The organism is Cognatishimia sp. 1_MG-2023 (genome assembly GCF_030548175.1).
In the GTDB taxonomy this organism is placed as follows: domain Bacteria; phylum Pseudomonadota; class Alphaproteobacteria; order Rhodobacterales; family Rhodobacteraceae; genus Cognatishimia.
On the sequence record NZ_JAUORX010000002.1, the window covers coordinates 384855 to 404529 of the forward strand.

Sequence of the window (19675 nt, forward strand, 5' to 3'; positions counted from 1 at the left end):
ACAAGACTTCGGCAGGGTATTTTTGCAAAGTTTTTTTTTCGTTAAACGTCTCCGCCAACTGGACCCTCCGACAATATGCTAATCGTTTAATAATCCGTTTCGAACAAAAATGATTGTTAAACGATCAGATTGGTCAGAGAAGTACACCGCCACCGATTTTGGAATCGCATTATTTTCAATGTGTTGCAACTTCTCGGAAGCAGAGTTTTCTCGTAGGGGAACCGTTGAAGCGCTGCCCGCGAATGTCTCGCACTGGTTGTCATTTTTTGTATACGGTTCTTTTTTCTGGACCCACTTAACTTGTTGGCATAGCGGTGCTTTATGGTAACCGATACGAACAGTCTTTCACGATGGCAGCAGGATCGCCGTGCATTCATTGAGCACAGGGCCTTTTGGCGTGGACGTGTCGGCCTTGCAGATCTGATGGATGTTATGGGCCTCAGTCGGGCTCAAGCTTCGAAAGACCTCAATAGCTACATCAATGATCATCCCGAACACATCATCTACGATAAAACGGCCAAGACCTACGTTCTAGGCCCGAAGTTCGAAGAACACTACACTGCGCTTGATCCGTCAGAGTATCTTGATGATCTCCTGTCGATCTCACGGGGCGGTTCAGTCCCCACTGCAGACTGGATTGTCTATCAGCCGGACATTCTGGCAACCACTGTGCCTGGGCGCGGACTTAGCGCGCTAACGCTTCGCAACGTCTTATTAGCCTGTGAACAGGGCAAAGAGCTGCAAATAAGCTATCAGTCGATGTCGTCCCCCGACCCAGAAGATCGCGTTATCATTCCTCATGCCCTCGCACATGACGGATTTCGTTGGCATGCGAGAGCGCTATGCTCAAAAGACCAGGTCTTCAAAGACTTTGTTCTCGGCCGCATACTGAAAAGCGCATTGGGGGAACAATCAGATGTCGACGCCGGTACAGATGAAGACTGGCACCAAACAATAACGCTCAAAATCGCACCGCACCCTGGCCTGTCTGAAAACCAACGCAGGATTGTCGAGCTCGACTATGCAATGAATGACGGGGCGGCAGAACTTTCAGTGCGAAAGTGCCTGTTGTTCTACAATCTAAAGCGGCTTGGCCTTGACGTTGATCCTAGTATCCGCGCCCCACAGGATCAGCACATAGTTTTAATCAATGACGGAGAAGTCCGCGCTGCTCTCGAAAGGGGGCGGCGATGAGTGCTTTCGCGAGACAAGACTACAAGATGTCATTCAGCACCGGCGGGCTCTTCCTGAACGAAAGTCTGGAAGTCGCGCGCTTGCATGAAGACGGTGAAGCTTGGGAAGACACAATTCTCAGAGCCATGAAGGAAGGCACAACCAGCCTACCGAAATCAGCATCGAACCGTCGATCGTTGCGCGAAATTTCTAACCGCCTGCTTACTCTTACAGATGAGGAACGCGCTTACCTTGTGGAAGAGGCGGAACGCTCCGAACAGCAGGCGATGTTGTGGATCGCCACATGCCGCGCATATCGGTTCGTTCGTGAATTTGCGGTGGAAGTGGTGAGAGAGCGATACTTATCTTACCAACTCGATCTACCGCTCGAAAGCTTTGACATTCTTTTTGAGGCAAAAGCTGAATGGGATGAAGGACTGGCCGGATTAAGTCGGTCGACCCGCCTGAAACTTCGTCAAATCATGTTTCGCATGATGCGTGAAGCCGGGATCATTTCAGAAGATGACCGCATTCAAACCGCGATTATTTCCACACGTTTGAAACACATGATTGAAGACCACAACCCCGGCGAGCTGGCCATTTTCCCCAGCGTTCCGGTTGAGGGAGCTTAATTTGAAACGAGAACTAAACCGGAAAGAGCGGGCCGAGCACCTCTACCGCGTGATCACCAGTGAACGCTTCCTGACCAAACAAGGCCTTGGGAATGAAGTCCCATTTTTCATCTATCCCTTTCCCGCCGAGGAAGGGCTCACCATGGTTGAGGATCGTGAAGATCTTGTGACCCGAATTCAGCACTCCGGCACTCGAGTGTTGGACCTGAACCTTTACGATCTCGCGCTAGACATACTTTCAGAGCGCGGAATCTTAGAGCAGGTTCTCGAAATTGAGGCCGACAGTAGCAAGGGTGAGATCAAGGAGCTTTTACAGGGCGTCTTGGACCCACAGGCTCATCTGATCCCGCACATTGGCCAGGCGATCCGAGCGACCCCGCATGACGTCATTTTCTTGTCAGGCGTCGGTGAAGTTTATCCTTACATCCGATCTCACAACGTGCTGAACAACCTACAAAGCACGGCGAAAGAAGCACCAACCGTTCTCTTCTTCCCAGGAAGCTACACCCATGCTTTGGCGACTGGCGCGTCATTGGATCTCTTTGGCCAGCTTCATGACGACAAGTATTACCGCGCCTTCAACATTTTGAATTACGAGGTCTAAGCCCATGGCCCAGATGCTAAAAGACATTTTTGAGAAACCCGTTGATCGCGCCATTGACGGCGTCATTAAGGCCGATGACGAGGCAAGCCTTCGCGTCGAACTCGACGAGTACGTCATCACAGGGGAGATCGGCCAACGGCTGGAACAGTTCCTCGAGGCCTACAACAATTATGACACTTCAAATGGCGTCTGGATCTCTGGCTTCTTTGGCTCTGGTAAGTCGCACTTGCTGAAGATGCTGGCTCTACTGCTTGAAAATCGTGAAGTCGACGGCAAAACCGCTCACGAGATCTTCGCTGAGAAGCTCAAAGGCGAGCCAATGCTGGCAGGCGCACTCAACAAGGCCGTTTCCATCCCGTCGAAATCGATCTTGTTCAATATCGACCAGAAGGCAGATGTGATCTCGAAAACGGATGTAGATGCGCTTCTATCTGTCTTCCAAAAGGTCTTTGACGAAGCCTGCGGGTTCTATGGCAAACAGCCTCATATCGCGCAATTCGAACGCGATTTGCAGGGGCGTGGGCAATTCGAGGCATTCAAAGAAGCTTTTCGAAGCGCTGCCGGGAAAGACTGGGAGCGCGGTCGAGAACAGGCGCTACTCGAAGCCAAGAACATTGCGACAGCGTTTGCAGAAGCAACCGGTGGTGATCCTTCAGATGCAAAAGACATCCTAAGCCAATACCGGAAGGACACACGTGTCTCGATTGAGGACTTCGCTGGAACAGTCAAAGCTTGGATCGATGACCAGCCCAAGGGCTTCCGGCTAAACTTCTTCGTTGACGAAGTCGGCCAGTATATTGCGGACAATGTTAAGCTCATGACCAACCTGCAAACCATCGCAGAGAGCCTTAACACCAAATGCAAAGGGCAGGCTTGGATCATAGTAACTGCGCAGCAAGATATGGCGTCGGTTATCGGCGACATGACGCAACAGCAAGAGAATGACTTCTCCAAAATCCAGGCCCGCTTCAGCAACCGCATGCCGCTGAACTCGGCCGACGTCGCCGAAGTGATCCAGCGCCGCCTCCTCGCCAAAACGTCGGAAGGGCAAGTAACGCTTGGCAACCTTCATGACCGCGAAGAAAACAACCTCAAGACCCTGTTCGATTTTGCTGACGGCTCGATGAAGCTCAAAAACTACCGGGATCGCGAGCATTTCATCTCAAGCTATCCTTTCCCTCCCTATCAGTATGACCTCTTCCAAATGGCGATCACGTCTTTGTCGGAGCACAACGCATTTGAAGGCAAACACAGCTCGGTCGGTGAGCGTTCGATGTTGGGCGTTTTCCAAGAGGTCTCTAAGAAGCTGAAAGACAAAGAAGTCGGAGGGCTGGCCACTTTCGATCTCATGTTCGAAGGAATCCGCACCGCACTGAAATCTTCGGTTCAACAGAGTATTCAGATTGCCGAAAAAAACCTGGACGATCCTTTTGCCGTTCGGGTTTTGAAATCCTTGTTTCTTGTCAAATACGTCAAAGGCTTCAAACCATCGGTTCGAAACATCGGAATTCTGCTGCTGTCAGAGTTTGAGGCGGACCAGACGAGCCAACGCCGCAAGATCGAGGAAGCATTGAGCCGTCTGGAAAGGGAAACCTATATCCAGCGGAACGGTGAGGTCTATGAGTTCCTCACCAATGAGGAAAAGGATGTCGAAGCGGAAATCAAAGCCCTCGACATAGACCCTTCTGAGCTCTCGAAAGAACTCGAAACCCTTGCATTCGATACCATTTTGCGTCATCGCAAGATCAAGCATCTCGCAACGAATAGCGAATATGCCTTTACCCGGAAGCTTGATGATCACGCGGTTGGTCGCGAGTACGAACTGGCAATCAATCTCTTTTCGCCCCTCAGCGACGAAGTAGAAAGCCCCGATGGCATTCGCATGAAAACCATGTCTCGGGAAGAGCTCGCGGTTGCCATGAAACCAGATGCCAACTTCGTCCGCGACCTGATCCTGTTTAAGCAAACGGACAAGTTCATCCGTCAGTCCCGGAGCGGTTCTCCGCAGCCGGGCCGCGACCGTATCGTCGCAGAAAAAGGCGAACAAAACGGCCGCCGCGCAAAAGACCTTGAAATGCGGCTTCGCAAGTTGATGGGAAGCGCCCGACTTTTCGTCAGGGGTGACGAATTGGAGATCGGTGGAGAGGATGCTCAAGAGCGCATCAGCAAGGCGTTCCAGTCCCTGGTAGACAAAGTCTACACCAATCTCCCGATGCTGCGCGGCGTCAGCTATACCGAGGCCGACATCAACAAAGCGGTACAGTCGGAAAGCGGGCTATTCGGTTCTGACGGTACGGGTATCAACGAAGCCGAACAGGACGTCCTCAGCTTCATCAACGCGCAGGCACGCAACGGGGTGAAGGTCTCCGTCAAATATCTGGCTGATCGGTTCACATCCAAACCCTACGGCTGGCCAGTTACCGCAGTCCTTTGCCTTGCGGGCAGCTTGGTTGCCAAAGGCAAAATCGAAGCGCGCGTCGACAGCGCCATCAAGGAAGGGCTGGATCTCGCCAAGGCGTTGAACAACAGTCACGCGCTTCCGAACATACTATTGACCCCTCAGACAGAATTCTCCGCTGCAGAAATTCGTCGAGCGAAGGAACTTTATCAGGAGCTCTTTGCGCACCCCTCATCGGGAACAGACGCGCGTGGTTTGGGTGCGGAATGGGCTACAAGCACTGATACGCTCGAAGCCGAGGTAGACGGTCTTATTCGCCTGTCACACCGCTACCCTTTCCTGACCGCGCTCGAGCCGTTTCATGAACTGCTGCGGGGCATGAAGGGCAAGCCAGCGAACTGGTATATTTCCGACGCGCCCAAGCGCGAGGATGACCTTCTGAACGCGAAGGAGGATATCCTGGACAAGGTGAAGTCCTTCATGGGGGGCGCGCAAAAGGGTATCTACGACGATGCCCGTGATATGCTCACCAGCCAATCTGCCAACATCGACTATGTCGATCCTGAAACTGGGGCGAAGCTGCGTGCTGCATTGGAGGATCCGGCCTGTTTTAAAGGGTCGTCGATCCAGAACCTCAAATCCGACCTGTTTGATCTGAAAAACAAGGTCGAACTCAAGGTGCTTGAGGAACGCAAAGCTGTCATCGCAGAGGTCGAAGACGTCTCAGCCAAGGTCGCACAAATGCAGGACTTCCAGACACTTGATCTGGACAAACAGGCCCGCATCACCGCCCGCATTGAAAGCCACAAGTCAGGCCTTGATACGGACACGCTGATCCCTGTTCTTCAAAACAAAGTCACGCAGATTAGATCCAACTTGCTCGCTGAATTGATCGGTCAAATTGATCAGCTCGCGCGTCCGGCTCCCTCGCCAATCGCCCAGCCCGGCGTCTCAGATCCCGCCGTCCCTGCACCTCAGGCCCCGAGTTACATCAAGGCCGATCAGATCAAGGTGAGCTTTGACAAGCCTTACCTCTCGGACGACGCTGACGTCGACGAGTACCTTGAAGAAATGAAAAAGACCCTGCTGGCCGAAATCCGCGCGGGCAAGAAAGTTATTGTGTAATGGATACCAACGCGCTCAAGAAATTTGCCCAGGCCGCCCGCAACCTGTTGATCGATCAGGTCACCTCCAAGCTCGACGTCGTGCTGGCCGAGGGCAGCGCTGCGCGGCGTGAGGCCCCCAAAGCCGTCAAAGACGTTGAGGGCGCCATCAACAAGGCCGACAAACAGCAGGTCATCGAACAGGTCGCCTACACCTGGTTCAACCGCTTCACTGCCCTGCGCTTCATGGATGCGAACGGCTACACGCAGGTCCGCACCGTCTCCCCCGCAGACGGGGCCACACGGCCCGAGCTTCTGTCGGAGGCGATGGCGGGCAACCTGCCGGACGGTGCGCCTGCCACCATCCAGTCCCTCCTCGACGGACGCACGCCGTCGCATGATCCGCAGGCAGAGGCCTATCGCCTCCTGCTCGTCCATACCTGCAACCAATGGCACGACCCCATGCCGTTCCTATTTGAACAGATCGACGACTACACCGAACTCCTGATGCCCGAGGATCTGCTCTCGCAGACCTCCATCCTGTCTGAGTTGCGCAAGGTGATGACCGAAGACGCCTGTCAGGACGTCGAGATCATCGGTTGGCTCTACCAGTTCTACATCTCGGAGAAGAAGGATCAGGTCTTCGCCGGCCTCAAGAAGAACCAGAAGATCACGGCCGAGAACATCCCCGCCGCGACGCAGCTCTTCACCCCGCACTGGATCGTCCGCTATCTGGTGGAGAACTCGCTGGGGCGGCTCTGGCTGCTGAACAATCCGCAGAGCGGGTTGGCGGCCAAGATGGACTATTACATCGCGCCGGAAGAGCCCGAGACGGATTTCCTGAAAATCACCAAGCCCGAAGACATCCGCATCTGCGATCCCGCCGCAGGCTCGGGGCACATGCTGACCTATGCCTTTGACCTGCTCTACGCCATCTACGAGGAAGAGGGCTATGACGCGACAGAGATCCCCGCGCTGATCCTGACGCACAACCTGACCGGGGTGGAGATCGACGACCGCGCGGGCGCGCTCGCGGCCTTTGCGCTGGCGATGAAGGCGGCGGCCAAGCTGGGGCGGCGGCGGTTCCTGCGGATGGAGGCAAAGCCCGACATCTGCGTGTTGTCCGATGTGGCCTTTACCGAGGCCGAGATGCAGGACGTGGCCGCCGTGGTAGGCAAGGATCTGTTCACGGACGAACTGCGCGAGACGCTTGGGCAATTCGAGCAGGCCAAGAACTTCGGCTCGCTGATCGTGCCGAAGCTGCGCGATCCGGCAGAGGCGCTGCGGGTGGTCGCAGCTCGGGACTTTGCAGGCGATCTGCTGCTGAAGGAGGTGCAGGAGCGCGTCGTCGCCGTGCTGCGCATGGCTGAGGCGCTGTCGCCGAAGTATCACGTCGTGGTGGCCAACCCGCCGTATATGGGCAACGGAGGGATGAACCCGCAACTTCAAAAATTCTCGAAGGAAGCCTTTCCCGATAGTAAATCCGATCTGTTTTCGATGTTCATCGAAAGGTCACTTGGCCTTACAGTTTCAAGGGGGATTCTGGGGATTCTTACAATTCAGAATTGGATGTTCCTGTCATCATTTGAAAAGCTGCGCGGAAAACTTCTGAGCAAGAACTCGATAATCGGCCTCAATCAGATTGGCTTCAACAGCTTTCCAGAATTGAACTCAAAATTTGCGGTTGCAAGCGCGACGCTTTTCGAAAAGGGAGTAAAAGGAAAAACTGGTGTTTTCATCGATTTGCACAGTGCTCCACCATCTGCCGACAAAGAGAGAGTTTTCTTCCAACGCTTGCACTCAGACGAACTTCATCGGAAGTCCAGTACCGATTTCGCAAAAATTCCAGGCACTCCTATTGCCTATTCGGCTGGTGAAGGTGTGTTTTCTGCTTTCGCAGCGCACCCCAAACTAAAAGAAGTCGCGCACGCCTGCTCAGGTTTGCAGACCGGAGACAACGATCTCTTTCTGAAGCAGTGGCATGAGGTCAACACAGGCAAAATACGGGATGACGTGCTGAGCGAAACAAAAGAGAAGCGATGGAGGTTCCACAGAAAAGGTGGTGATTTTCGCAAGTGGTACGGAAATGTTGACTATGTCGTAGACTGGAAGAATGACGGTCACGCCATTCGACAGCATAAATCGGCACGTCCTCAGAACCTTGATCGCTGGCACCATGTAGGCGCAACGTGGTCCCATACATCGCTCTATTTCGGTGCGCGAATGTTGCGCGATTTAGATACTTTCAATGTTGAAGGGCCTTCTGCATTCTTAGGAGATGGAAAGAACCTGTTGGCCTTCTTGTGCTCTCGGCCTGCCGCTCATTTGATGCAGGTAATGAACCCTACCCTTCATTTTCTTGTAGGTTCTGTTTCCCTTTTGCCAATCGCCAAGATCGATCAACTTCATCCGCCCGTGCAAAAAATTGTCGATATTTCAAAATCCGACTGGGACGCCTACGAAACCTCATGGGACTTCACGACGCTCCCGCTGCTCCAACCCGACCACCGCGCCGAGACGCTGGAGGACAGCTATTCGAACCTCCGCGCCCATTGGCAGGGCATGACGGATGACATGCAGCGGCTGGAGGAAGAGAACAACCGCATCTTCATCGACGCTTACGGCTTGCAAGACGAGCTGACCCCCGAGGTGCCGCTCAAAGAAATCACCCTCACCTGCAACCCCGCCTATCGCTATGGCATCAAGAACGACGTCGCTGCGAACGAGACCCGCCTGCGCGCCGACACCATGGCCGAATTCCTCTCCTACGCCGTGGGCTGCATGTTTGGCCGCTACAGCCTTGACGCGCCCGGCCTGATCCTCGCCAACCAGGGCGAGACACTGGCCGACTACCTCGCCCGCGTGCCGGAACCAACGTTCATGCCGGACGAAGACAACGTCATCCCCGTGCTGGACGGCGACTGGTTCCCCGATGACATCACCGACCGCTTCCGCCTATTCCTGCGCACTACTTTTGGCGAGGCGCATTTCCGCGAGAACCTGCGCTATATCGAGGACGCGCTTGGCAAGGACATCCGCAAATACTTCACCAAGGATTTCTACGCCGACCATGTGAAGCGCTACAAGAAACGCCCGATCTACTGGATGTTCTCCAGCCCCAAGGGCACGTTCAACGCGCTGATCTATATGCACCGCTATCAAAGCGACACGGTGTCGGTCTTGCTGAATGATTACCTGCGCGAGTTCATCACCAAGCTGGAAGGCGAACGCGCGCGGCTGGACAAGCTGGCCGATGATGCCACGGCGACGCAAGGTCAGAAGACAAAGGCGCTGAAGGATGCAAGTGCGGTTGCCAAACAGATCGACGAGCTGAACGAATGGGAACGCGACGTGATCTTCCCACTCGCACAGCAGAAGATCGAGATCGACTTGGATGACGGGGTGAAGGCGAACTATCCGAAGTTCGGAACGGCGCTGAAGAAGATCGCGGGGCTGTCATGACGGACCGGATCAAGGCGGGCCTAGAGCGGCTGTTCATCGATCACCGGATCGTATTTTGGTACGACGCGGCGCGCGACATGCGGGCCGCATATGACGCCGTGGATCTTCCGGATGTGGAAAAGGTCGAGATCGCGAATAACGAGTTCGGCCTGAAGTACCGGATGCTGCGGCAAGAGCCGAAACAGAAGTTCCTTGTGTTCAAAGATGGCCCCGCACCCGAGATGGTCGACAACTGGCTGCTCGATCTACATTTCGCCTGCGGCGTGTTCAAGGCCGACCAGGCAGCAATATGGCTGGCTGAACTGAGCCTGCCTCTGCAGTTCGAGGACGTGGTGCGCGACCACATGGAGTTCTACCGCGCCAAGGGCCGCATAGAGGCGCTGAAGCAGATGATCTCGCCGTCCGACACGAAGACCGATGTGCTGCGCCGTATGCTTGCCGTCTGCGCCGGGGCCGAGGGAGCCCTGGACACGGTGATCGAGGAGCTGCTGGCCGAATTGGCGGACGAGCGTGATGACGCCATGCGCCTGATAGAGCGGTCCGGTTTGACAGAGTTCTTCTGGAAGCAGGTCGAGAATGCCTACGGCTATGTCAGCGATGCGCCTGATTTCGAGGATTTCGCGATTACGCTGTTCCAGTCTTGCTATACCCGCGCCTTGGGCGAAGATGGCAAGCTGAACGGCGAAGCGCTTCTTGTCTTCCGCCGTTGGAAGAACAACCGGCTGGGGGCGAAATCATTTGAAACCCTCAGCGGGAAGTATCAGGAAATACTGCGGATCCCCGAAGACGTGCAAGAGCGCGACATCAAGGCCCTGCGTGCCATCGACCACTTTGAGGAGATCGACCGGCAGATCATCCGGTCTCTGGTGCGTGAGATGGCGAGCCAGACGGTATCGTCGGCCGAGGTGCTGAAGACCGTGCGAGAGCGGCGGCAAAGCCATTGGTACCCGACCTTTGAGGATATTTATCAAGCCATCGGTTATGCCACAGAATTCCAGCAAGCGTTGGCTGAGGCGAACCTGACCATGACCTCCCCCGCTGAGGGGGTGAAGCGCTATGTTTCGCACTGGTACAAGATCGACCAGCTCTACCGCAAATTCATCTATCATATGCAAAAGAGCGGTCAGGCCTCGCTGCTTAGCGCGTTGTTCGAAAGCGTAGAGAACCGCTACACGACCAATTTCCTGTCTGCCGTGAATGATGCCTGGCAGGATCAGATCGCTGGACTAAGCGATTGGAAGATATCGGGTTTTGCGCATCAGACCGATTTTTACATGGACCAGGCCGCCGAATTCCGCCGCCGCGATCAGAAGGTGGTGGTGATCATCTCAGACGCATTGCGCTATGAGGTTGCAGAAGAAGCCCTGCGCGAGATCCGTAAACTGAACCGGTTCGACGCCGATCTAAAGCCGATGATTTCTGCACTGCCCAGCTACACGCAACTCGGCATGGCTGCGCTCTTACCGAACAAGGATCTGGAGCTGTCGGAGGACGGCAACGTGTCTTCGTTTGGCTTGCCTACTCAGGGAACCGCTAACCGCGAAAAGGTTCTGGGCATGGGGCGTGCCGGAGACCGTGTCAAAGCCATGAAGGCCGATGATTTCATGAGCTTGAAGGCGGACGACGGAAAAGAGATTTTCCGCGATCATGACATTCTCTACCTCTACCACAACAGGATCGACATCGTTGGCGACAAGCTCGCCACTGAGGAACGCGTGACAGAGGCTGCAGAAGTCGCTGTCGAGGATCTGACCAAACTGGTCCGCAAGCTTACGACGGCCAACTTTTCCAACATTCTTGTGACGGCCGATCACGGCTTCATCTATCAGCACCGCGCATTGGACGAGACAGATTTTTCGGTAGCGGTTCCTGCTGGTGCGGAAATCCTTGTTAAAAATCGTCGATTTATCATTGGGCGAGACCTTGATGCGACATCTGGAATGAAGAAGTTCTCATCCGCAAATTTGGGTCTATCAGGTAACTTGGATGTTCTACTGCCCAATTCGATCAATCGTATGCGCGTCAAGGGGGCGGGAAGCCGGTTTGTGCATGGCGGGGCCACGCTTCAAGAGGTCATCGTTCCCGTACTCCGCGTTGGTAAACGACGCGAAGCCGATATCGAAAAAGTTGAAGTGCAGATCATCGTAACTGGAAAAAGCCTGATCTCTTCCGGCCAAACGGCGGTCACTCTCTATCAAACGCAGCCGGTTTCAGAGAAACAGCAACAACGTGATGTTCTTGCTGGGATTTACGCTTCGGACGGCACGCTCATTTCAGATGAGCACCCGCTGACCTTTGACTACACCTCGCAAAATGCGCGCGAACGGGAGCTGCCCATCAAGTTCCTGCTTTCTCGCGATGCTGATCGGTTCAACAACCAGGACGTCTTCCTCAAGCTTCGCGAACGGATCGGCAAAACGAGCCACTTCGAGGATTACACAAGCCACCGTTTCCAACTGCGTCGTGGCATATCGACAGATTTCGACTTTTAAGGACCTATCATGAGCGCACTCGACGAAAAAATTAACGAGCATTTCGCGGGCTACGTGGTCCGCAAAGACCTTGTGAAAGCGGTCAAAGGCAACGCAATCGTTCCAATCTATGTCCTTGAATACCTGCTCGGGCAGTACTGTGCGACTGACGATGAGGCATCGATTGAGAGCGGCATCGAAACCGTCAAAGAAATCCTCAGAAAGCACTACGTTCACAGAAGTGAAGCGGGACTGATCCAATCCACGATCAAGGAAAAGGGACGCTACAAGGTCATCGACCAGATCAGCGTCTCGCTGAACGAAAAAACAGACAGCTACGAAGCCACGTTCGACAACTTGGGCATCAAAAAGGTTGCGGTGGATAGCGGCACGGTTAAAGCGCATCCAAAGCTGCTTGTGACCGGCGTATGGTGTATTGCTGATGTCCAATACGAGTTTTCCGAGGAAGCGCGAACGTCTCCGTGGGTGCTCGAGACCATCAAACCCATCCAGATCGCAAAGGTCGATTACGAGGGGTACAAGGAGGCGCGCGCACAATTCACCAAAGACGAGTGGATCGATCTCCTGATGCAGTCGATCGGCTTCAATCCTGAAGCCTTCGGCCGCCGAAGCAAGCTTTTGCAACTGATGCGCCTGATCCCCTTCGTCGAGCGAAACTACAACATCATCGAACTTGGCCCAAAGGGGACGGGTAAATCTCATATCTACTCTGAATTTTCGCCACACGGCCAGCTGATCTCTGGCGGCGAAGTGACCATCCCGAAGCTGTTTGTAAACAACTCGAATGGGCGGATCGGACTGGTCGGCTACTGGGATGTCGTGGCCTTTGATGAATTTGCGGGACGCGAGAAAACCGCGAACAAAGCCCTGGTCGACATCATGAAAAACTACATGGCAAACAAGACCTTCTCGCGCGGAGTTAACCCCATGGGAGCAGAAGCGAGCTTTGCATTTGTCGGCAACACAGACCACAATGTGCCCTTCATGCTCAAGAACAGCGACTTGTTCGAAGCATTGCCGCCACAGTTCCATGACTCTGCATTCATTGATCGTCTCCACGCATACCTGCCTGGTTGGGAGATCGACGTGATCCGAGGTGAGATGTTCACCACTGGCTACGGGTTCATTGTCGACTACCTCGCCGAGATCCTACGCCATTTGCGCCAAGAAGACTTCTCCAACCGGCCGGACCTGCATTTCAAAGTTAGCGAGAAGATTTCAACCCGTGATCGGGACGCCGTCTACAAAACCATGTCGGGCTTCCTGAAGGTGATTTTCCCTGCCGGAGATGAAACAGCCGATGACGTTGAAGAGCTATTGCAGCTCGCACTTGAAAGCCGAAAGCGCGTAAAGGACCAACTGTTTCGGATCGATGCGACCTATCCAGATGTGGACTTCTTCTACACTGGCTCTGATGGGGAAAAGCGGCGCGTCCAGACCGTCGAAGAGCAAGAGTTCCCCCAATTCTACTATCTGAAACCTGCCTTAGACCCGAAGCAGCAGGATCAATGCACTGATGCTGTCGATGATGACGTCATCGAAGTCGAACATGAGCCGCGCGACACATCGGAAACCTCAGCGCCCGCCAAGCCGCGCGCTGAAGAGGGTCACCACGTATTCGCCGAAAACCGAAAAGGCATCAGCTACGACAAACTGTTCGGGCCTTATCTGGACGGTGCATCGCGGATCGTAGTGACAGACCCCTACATTCGCTATTTTTACCAGATCAAGAACATGATGGAATTCGTCGAGATGGTGATTCAGCGCAAGGCGTTGGAAGATCAAGTGGCCATCCATCTTGTCACCGGGCCTGATGACGGAAACGTCCAAAAGCAACGCGAATTGCTGGAGAGCATTACCGAGGCATGCATTGGTTCGGGCGTTGATTTCACCTGGGCATTTGATGGTTCAGGGACCGCGCACTCGAGAGATATCGTCACCGATACCGGCTGGAAAATCGTACTTGATCGCGGTCTAGATATTTTCCAAGCGCCTATGCGACGTGACGGGTTCAGCCTAGGTGATCGCCTGCAAGAGCACCGCATGCTGAAGAACTTCTATGTGACCTATGTGCGGCAGAAATAGATTTATGCTTCAACAGGAAAATATGCGGACCGAAAATACCATTTTACGGCGGGAGAATGATTGATGCTGTTGCAAAGCGGTCCTCGAACACGCACGTCTGTTGGCTTCGTGAAGTGGTTTGGAGGTATCAACAAGAAGACTGGCAAAGAGAACGAGTTCGGCTTCATTGAGAGCATCGACGGGGACGATCTTTTTGTCCACGCCAGCCAGCTAGGTGGCGTGGTACCAGAGGAAGGCAATTTTGCAATCTTCACTGTTGATGCGAAAGATGCCGACAAGATTCGTGCTGTTGAGGTAGCCATTTGCGACGATACGGAAACTTTTATCACGGAGCCACTGATTGAATATCTATACGACATCGAGGGGTTCCAGAAAGTTCTGGTCACCGCCAAGTACCGGGATGTGCTTCGATCTCTCGTGAATCGCAAGGACAATGAATGGGCTACAGGTTTCTTGGAAGAGGTGCTGCCCAGATCGAAGGCTGCGCTTTACGTTGTGGGTGAACTTTTAGCCGACAGTGCAACCCAAACACGTTTGTTGAAACCTTTGAGTTTTGACGAACTCGAAAGCATCGACCACACCTTTAAGTACGTCCCAAAATGCCATTTTGATAATGAACATGCCCGATCTTTTCAGTGGCTCAGAGGAAAGTCGTCAGCGGAACGGGATTCATTTTTCCAACATAAAATCAATGATCTGTCCCTCAGTTTTGTACTGGCATGTGTGTTTGAGGGCTTGATCAATGATCCCAATATGCTTGATCGCCATACTGACGACATCAAGCTGTTCGTCGAGCAGGCACTTCAGAAACGATTCACAAGTTCGAAGGAAGTGAATAACCGTATAGTTTTACTGGACTACGTGCGCGAAACCTTTCACCGGAGCTTCACAGGATTTGATGAACTTTTATCATGTCCAGCATTGGTTCCGTTTTTTGAACTTCCACTAATCAAACAGAAAGTTTTCTCTAAGGATCGAAGCTTCGTCGACGACGTTGAGCGCTCTGGCCGCATGTCTCGCGATCCCGAAACCTTTGTCTTAAGCAGACTATTCCCACTAATCTGGGACGGAAATGATGATCTGACGGTTGAAGCCGCATTTTTTCATGAGTTATGGGAAGCTTTGTTGAGCGGCCAGTTAGACGTCGATCATCCCGGCTTCCTAAAGTTGTTTCCAAGCTGTCGAACGCTTGGACCCCATTTGTCTTGTGAAGCGACATTTTGGCAAAAAGAGGAGCGATTTCTATGCAGAGGGCGCAGGTGTGACGATCCTCAAATCATGCCTGACCTCGATAAACATTTTTTGGATTTCAATATCTACGACTGGCTTAGCTACTTCGGTAGGTCATACGAAAAAGCGGATCAGCCCTCACGCAGGGATTTTCCAATCAAGCTTGCGGGCTATTTCAACCGGTTGAAGGACCTTCGCGCAGTGTTGAATTGCCGTTCCTGCGGAGATTTGATGAAGCCCGATTTCAAGTATTCTAGAGTTGAAGTCAGAGTTTTCGATCCGGCTACGCAGTCGACTATTACTAAGCAACTCATCGCGGCCTACAGAGCTACCGTTTTCCATTGTGACAATCCAAAGTGCGCTGACAGGGATGCAAAGCACTACTTGAACCATTGCCTTGGGCATAAGTGTAACAAGATTATAGACAGTCGAGACCTCGGCAAGTGTGAAAACGGGTTCTACAGATGTAGCTGTGGAAGTTGTTGCAAGGAGCATCAGGTCGAAGCTGAGCAACGAAAAAGGCAACTGGAGCAAATGGTTCAAGACAGAGGAAGCAGAAGGTTCGGGCGATGAAAGCCCGATCGGGAATCCTGACTTAGCGCTGAGGTCACTCGGTGACCAGATCTTCATCGCGGCGGAGGAAGCGGAAGACGCTCGGCGAGGATGTCACCGAAGAACTTGAGTATGTGCCTGGCGTTTCGTCGTGAACCGGATCGTTCGGCCACGTTCCGGTCCTTGTATTTCTGCAAAGAAGCTTTTCGTTGAAGATAGAGATTTGCAACAACGATTGCCCAAACGTTCGAACGGTGGCATCGCTCCCGATCCCTCCCGCAACGAAACTGAAAGAAGCGATGTAGCTTAACTTCGCGGCCCGTTGAGAACCGCGTCCAACCACAGAACTGCGATATCTGGCGATTTTTGCCTGAAAACGCCGCAAATGCAGGAAAAAACTGTTTATTTACAACGATGTAACGCTGCAACAGGTGTGTTACAGGGCCTGTAACGCACCTAAGTACCTAATATCATTGGTAAATATCTATATCTATAACTTTGTAACAAAAATATAGAGAGTGTATATATATGAGACCATCACAGCTTCCCATGTACTGTTGTATATATATACATATATGTTGGCGTAACGCGTTACATTTGTTACATCGTTGATTTTATTGAATAATTTTGTAACGGGGCTCTTTTTTGCCGCCTTCCTTTGGTTGTAGGTCTATATTTGCGTTTAATATCAATAACTTAAAGCGTAACACTTGTCAGCTTTCGGTATTCAGCCTGACCTGTTGGAGTTGTTCAACCCTGCGCGCCACGAACAATCTGTTTTGTAATCGTATGGTGCTCCGGTAATGAGATTAGACCCAAAGATTTTCCGATGATGTCGGTGCTCTGGAAAGATATCCACATAGATATGCCGCAAGCCTACTTGGTATTTCAGTTTGATGACGTAAGTTGATTGGCAGAAGGAGCCATCTATGCAGGTCATCTCACATTGCGTCGCCCGCCACATAAACGACGATCCAGCAATTTTTGTCGGCGAAAGTCTATTTGCTCAGATGGTCTCTCGTGTAGAGCAACATCAGATCGCCAATGCATTATTGGAGGTTCACGACCCTTTGCTTGAGTTTGGTTCTGACATTGTCGCATATTATCGTGCGCCAAATCGAGTTCGAGATGCTAGCCAAACTGTGAGTAGCGACCGGCTAATTCAACGAATTGATGCGATTACTAAACGATTTTCGAGCCTTCATAATTATTCTAAAAACGACCCGCGGTTTCTCTGGACCCGGAAAGAAGCTACCAGACGAGCAATTCCTGGGATGTCTGAGGGGGAAAAAAAGCCTGTTCGACTTGCGACACTCGACATGCCTGGGGCGCGACTGATTATGATTTCGATGCTGATGGCTGTCGGCATTTACTCCAAGAAGTTAATCAAGCTTATGTCATTCGAACAACGTTACGCTTCGCTTTACTATTCGAACAGCGCCCACAATGTTTTCGATTGGGTCTTTACTGCTTTAGAAGAGACCGGTGTTGATTTGGAGCGTTTCTTTGATGACATGCATATGCTCAGGACTGTGCAACAGGTTTCATCAAAACGGGTGTCCCCACGCCAAAATCCCGCACACTCGATGTAGCCTTTAATCTGGGTGATGATTGTGCGTCGGCAGAGTTTTTGGGTCCAAAGGCGGCCTAAACTAAGAGAGCGTTTGGCTCATCTGGTTGGTTTGATTATGCGGCGCGTTGCCTGTGATGCAAGCGGCGCGTTTCGAGTGTCTTTCGTTTGATCCTTTCCCTTTGTTTTAGAATGGCTTTGTCCCGTCCGAAGTAGACGTCGGCAGGTGTGACGTTGTTCAGGCTCTCGTGGTAGCGCTGGTGGTTGTAGTGGTCGACAAAGGCTTCGATCTGGGCTTCGAGATCACCGGGTAGGAAGTAGTTTTCCAGCAGGATGCGGTTCTTCAAGGTTTGATGCCAACGTTCGATTTTGCCTTGTGTCTGGGGATGATACGGCGCTCCGCGTGAGTGCTTCATGCCCTTATCCTGCAACCATTCAGCCAGATCGCCCGAGACGTAGCTGGATCCGTTGTCGCTGAGTAGCCGTGGTTTGTGGGCGACGTGAACCTGGTCGCAACCTGATGCCTGCAATGCCACTTCCAGCGTGTCAGTCACATCTTCAGTCCTCATGTTTGTGCAGAGTTTCCATGAAATGATGTAACGGCTGTAATCGTCGAGTATCGTACTGAGATAAAACCAACCCCAGCCCAAAACCTTGAGATACGTGAAGTCGGTTTGCCAGAGTTGGTTGATGGCCGTGGTTTTGTCCTTGAACTCACTTGTCGCCTTGATCACGATGAAGGCTGGACTGGTGATCAGGTCATGGGCTTTCAGTATCCGGTATGTTGAAGCCTCTGATACAAAATAGTTTTCTTGATCCGTGAATGCGACGGCCAACTCCCGTGGTGATAGTTCCGTTTCCTTCAGGGCTAATTTGACGACCTTGCGCCGCACCTCGTCAGGGATACGGTTCCAGACGTGTTTGGGCTTGGGAGATTGGTCCTGCAAGCCAGCCTCGCCACGCTGATGGTATCGGTCGTACCAGCGATAGAATGTCGTGCGAGGGATGCCCAGTTTGGCCAGTGTTTGGCGGGCTGACAGGTGGCTCTCTTCGACCAGCCTGATGATCTCCAACTTCTCAGATGCAGCGTATCTCATTCTTGGTCGCCCCCATCTCCTGTCATGCTTTTTTTGAGAAGACGCAGTTCCAGCGTTTGCTCGGCCACAACCTCTTTCAGATCACGGGCTTCACGACGTAATTCCTTGACCTCATCGGTCGTCGCAGCACGTGCGGTGTCACCCGCCAACCTGCGCTTGCCAGCCTCCATGAAGTCCTTAGACCATTTGTAGTAAACGCCCTGGGAAATGCCTTCTTTGCGGCACAACTCCGCAATGCTGTCCTCACCGCGCAAGCCATCCAGGACGATCCTGATCTTCTCTTCAGATGAATAGTGCTTGCGGGTCGCTCGTTTGATATCTTTGACGATCTTCTCGCCAGGGCTTTTGCGTATTCCTGTTGTCTTTCTCATCATCCACTCCTCAGTGGTTACGATGAGCCAAGAACTCTCTCTTATCAAATACCGCTATTTGGATCCATAAGCGCTGACGTCAGACAGTCTGGTAAAATCCGGATGGATACGATCTTCATCGACGAAGGCTTCGGTAGTCTCGACGCTGAGAATGGAACGGGCACGCTGGACCAAGTGATACAAGTTCTTGCTGCGCTGACAGAGGGCAGTCGGGCAGTCGGGCTTATCTCACACGTCGGGCTGGTGCAGGAGGCTATTCCACAAGGCTTCTACGTTCGTTCGAGCCCAAGCGGTAGCAAAGTGGAGGAAAGAAGGGGGCTGAGATGACGGGCCGTTGGTATTATCGGAAGGCCCACACTCGTAGACTTTCATCAGGGGGGACCGTTTTTGCTCGCGGCGGCTGGTCTCTTCGGGCCGATCGTGGAAGTAGAAAGGGTGCAACCTTCAAGCGGGCGTGTCCTGTCTGCGGAGCACTGATCGTAAGCGTTGGAATGCCCAACGGGGGCTGGGGCCACTTTGAAAGTGGTATAGGCCTAACACGCATAAAGTACCCTTGCCTGCATCTTGGTGAAGGGCTGAGCGCGCGGCGCGACAAAGACACACCGGATCTTTTCGGTTCGCCCTAAACTGCTCGTGCGATTTTTGTCCGGAAATTACCCCGTTTCGACAAGGGGCTTGGTAACTGCAGCTCGGCAGTTAATGGCCTTGCAATAAGCTTTGGTTTGACATGCTAGAGTTCGTTCTTTTTCCTGCTCTGAGCGGCCTCCAAGTTCAATGACTGCTATTGCATTCGGTCTAGCAACTCGTAATTCCTCGAACCAATGAAGAGAGAGCTGAAGGTGCGCGAGTAATTAATTGAGGCTCAACCACTGCGGGTTAATTTACCCAGTTCCCGGCATTTACTTT

Annotated in this window: 10 protein-coding genes; 9 read left to right on the top strand and 1 reads right to left on the bottom strand. The window is 52.8% G+C overall.

The genetic code is table 11. The features are described 5' to 3' along the window. Window positions 1-321: 321 nt before the first annotated feature. From Q4544_RS04875 to Q4544_RS04915, 9 genes are all read left to right on the top strand, one after another. Window positions 322-1194 (top strand): WYL domain-containing protein, encoded by an 873-nt coding sequence (locus Q4544_RS04875; RefSeq protein WP_303504359.1) that lies wholly within the window; start codon window positions 322-324, stop codon window positions 1192-1194. Between the two features lie 26 nt (window positions 1195-1220). Continuing rightward, entirely contained in the window at window positions 1221-1805 is a 585-nt protein-coding gene (locus tag Q4544_RS04880; protein WP_303504360.1) for a DUF1819 family protein, read from the top strand. 1 nt (window position 1806) lies between these two features. Continuing rightward, on the top strand, window positions 1807-2409 hold the full coding sequence (locus Q4544_RS04885; protein WP_027259560.1) for a DUF1788 domain-containing protein: 603 nt from the start codon (window positions 1807-1809) through the stop codon (window positions 2407-2409). Between the two features lie 4 nt (window positions 2410-2413). After that, window positions 2414-5932 (top strand): BREX system P-loop protein BrxC, encoded by a 3519-nt coding sequence (brxC, locus tag Q4544_RS04890; RefSeq protein WP_303504361.1) that lies wholly within the window; start codon window positions 2414-2416, stop codon window positions 5930-5932. Continuing rightward, window positions 5932-9372, top strand: a complete 3441-nt coding sequence (gene pglX / locus Q4544_RS04895) for a BREX-1 system adenine-specific DNA-methyltransferase PglX (RefSeq protein ID WP_303504362.1) — start codon at window positions 5932-5934, stop codon at window positions 9370-9372. Before brxC ends, pglX begins: the two co-directional genes overlap by 1 nt. Next, complete coding sequence (pglZ, locus tag Q4544_RS04900) at window positions 9369-11864, top strand: BREX-1 system phosphatase PglZ type A (protein ID WP_303504363.1); 2496 nt, start codon at window positions 9369-9371, stop codon at window positions 11862-11864. Before pglX ends, pglZ begins: the two co-directional genes overlap by 4 nt. A gap of 9 nt (window positions 11865-11873) precedes the next feature. Beyond that, window positions 11874-13949 carry a BREX system Lon protease-like protein BrxL gene (brxL, locus tag Q4544_RS04905; RefSeq protein ID WP_303504364.1) on the top strand — a complete coding sequence of 692 codons (2076 nt, stop codon included), beginning with the start codon at window positions 11874-11876 and terminating at the stop codon, window positions 13947-13949. Window positions 13950-14012: 63 nt separating this feature from the next. Then, window positions 14013-15752, top strand: coding sequence for a cold-shock protein (locus tag Q4544_RS04910; protein WP_303504365.1), 1740 nt, complete (start codon window positions 14013-14015; stop codon window positions 15750-15752). Between the two features lie 908 nt (window positions 15753-16660). Then, window positions 16661-17323: a hypothetical protein gene (locus Q4544_RS04915; RefSeq protein ID WP_303504366.1), complete on the top strand. Its 663-nt coding sequence runs from the start codon at window positions 16661-16663 to the stop codon at window positions 17321-17323. 94 nt (window positions 17324-17417) lie between these two features. Here Q4544_RS04915 and Q4544_RS04920 read toward each other — a convergent pair. Then, window positions 17418-18769 (bottom strand): IS3 family transposase gene (locus tag Q4544_RS04920; RefSeq protein ID WP_407063029.1). Its coding sequence is split into 2 segments (ribosomal slippage): window positions 17418-18433 and window positions 18433-18769, totalling 1353 coding nucleotides; the frame shifts between segments, so codons are not numbered across the junction. Window positions 18770-19675 lie beyond the last annotated feature (906 nt).

Coding starts and splice junctions, on each gene's coding strand:
- Q4544_RS04875 (WP_303504359.1), top strand. CDS start 322: ATGGTAACCGATACGAACAGTCTTTCACGATGGCAGCAGGATCGCCGT.
- Q4544_RS04880 (WP_303504360.1), top strand. CDS start 1,221: ATGTCATTCAGCACCGGCGGGCTCTTCCTGAACGAAAGTCTGGAAGTC.
- brxC (WP_303504361.1), top strand. CDS start 2,414: ATGGCCCAGATGCTAAAAGACATTTTTGAGAAACCCGTTGATCGCGCC.
- pglX (WP_303504362.1), top strand. CDS start 5,932: ATGGATACCAACGCGCTCAAGAAATTTGCCCAGGCCGCCCGCAACCTG.
- pglZ (WP_303504363.1), top strand. CDS start 9,369: ATGACGGACCGGATCAAGGCGGGCCTAGAGCGGCTGTTCATCGATCAC.
- brxL (WP_303504364.1), top strand. CDS start 11,874: ATGAGCGCACTCGACGAAAAAATTAACGAGCATTTCGCGGGCTACGTG.
- Q4544_RS04910 (WP_303504365.1), top strand. CDS start 14,013: ATGCTGTTGCAAAGCGGTCCTCGAACACGCACGTCTGTTGGCTTCGTG.
- Q4544_RS04915 (WP_303504366.1), top strand. CDS start 16,661: ATGCAGGTCATCTCACATTGCGTCGCCCGCCACATAAACGACGATCCA.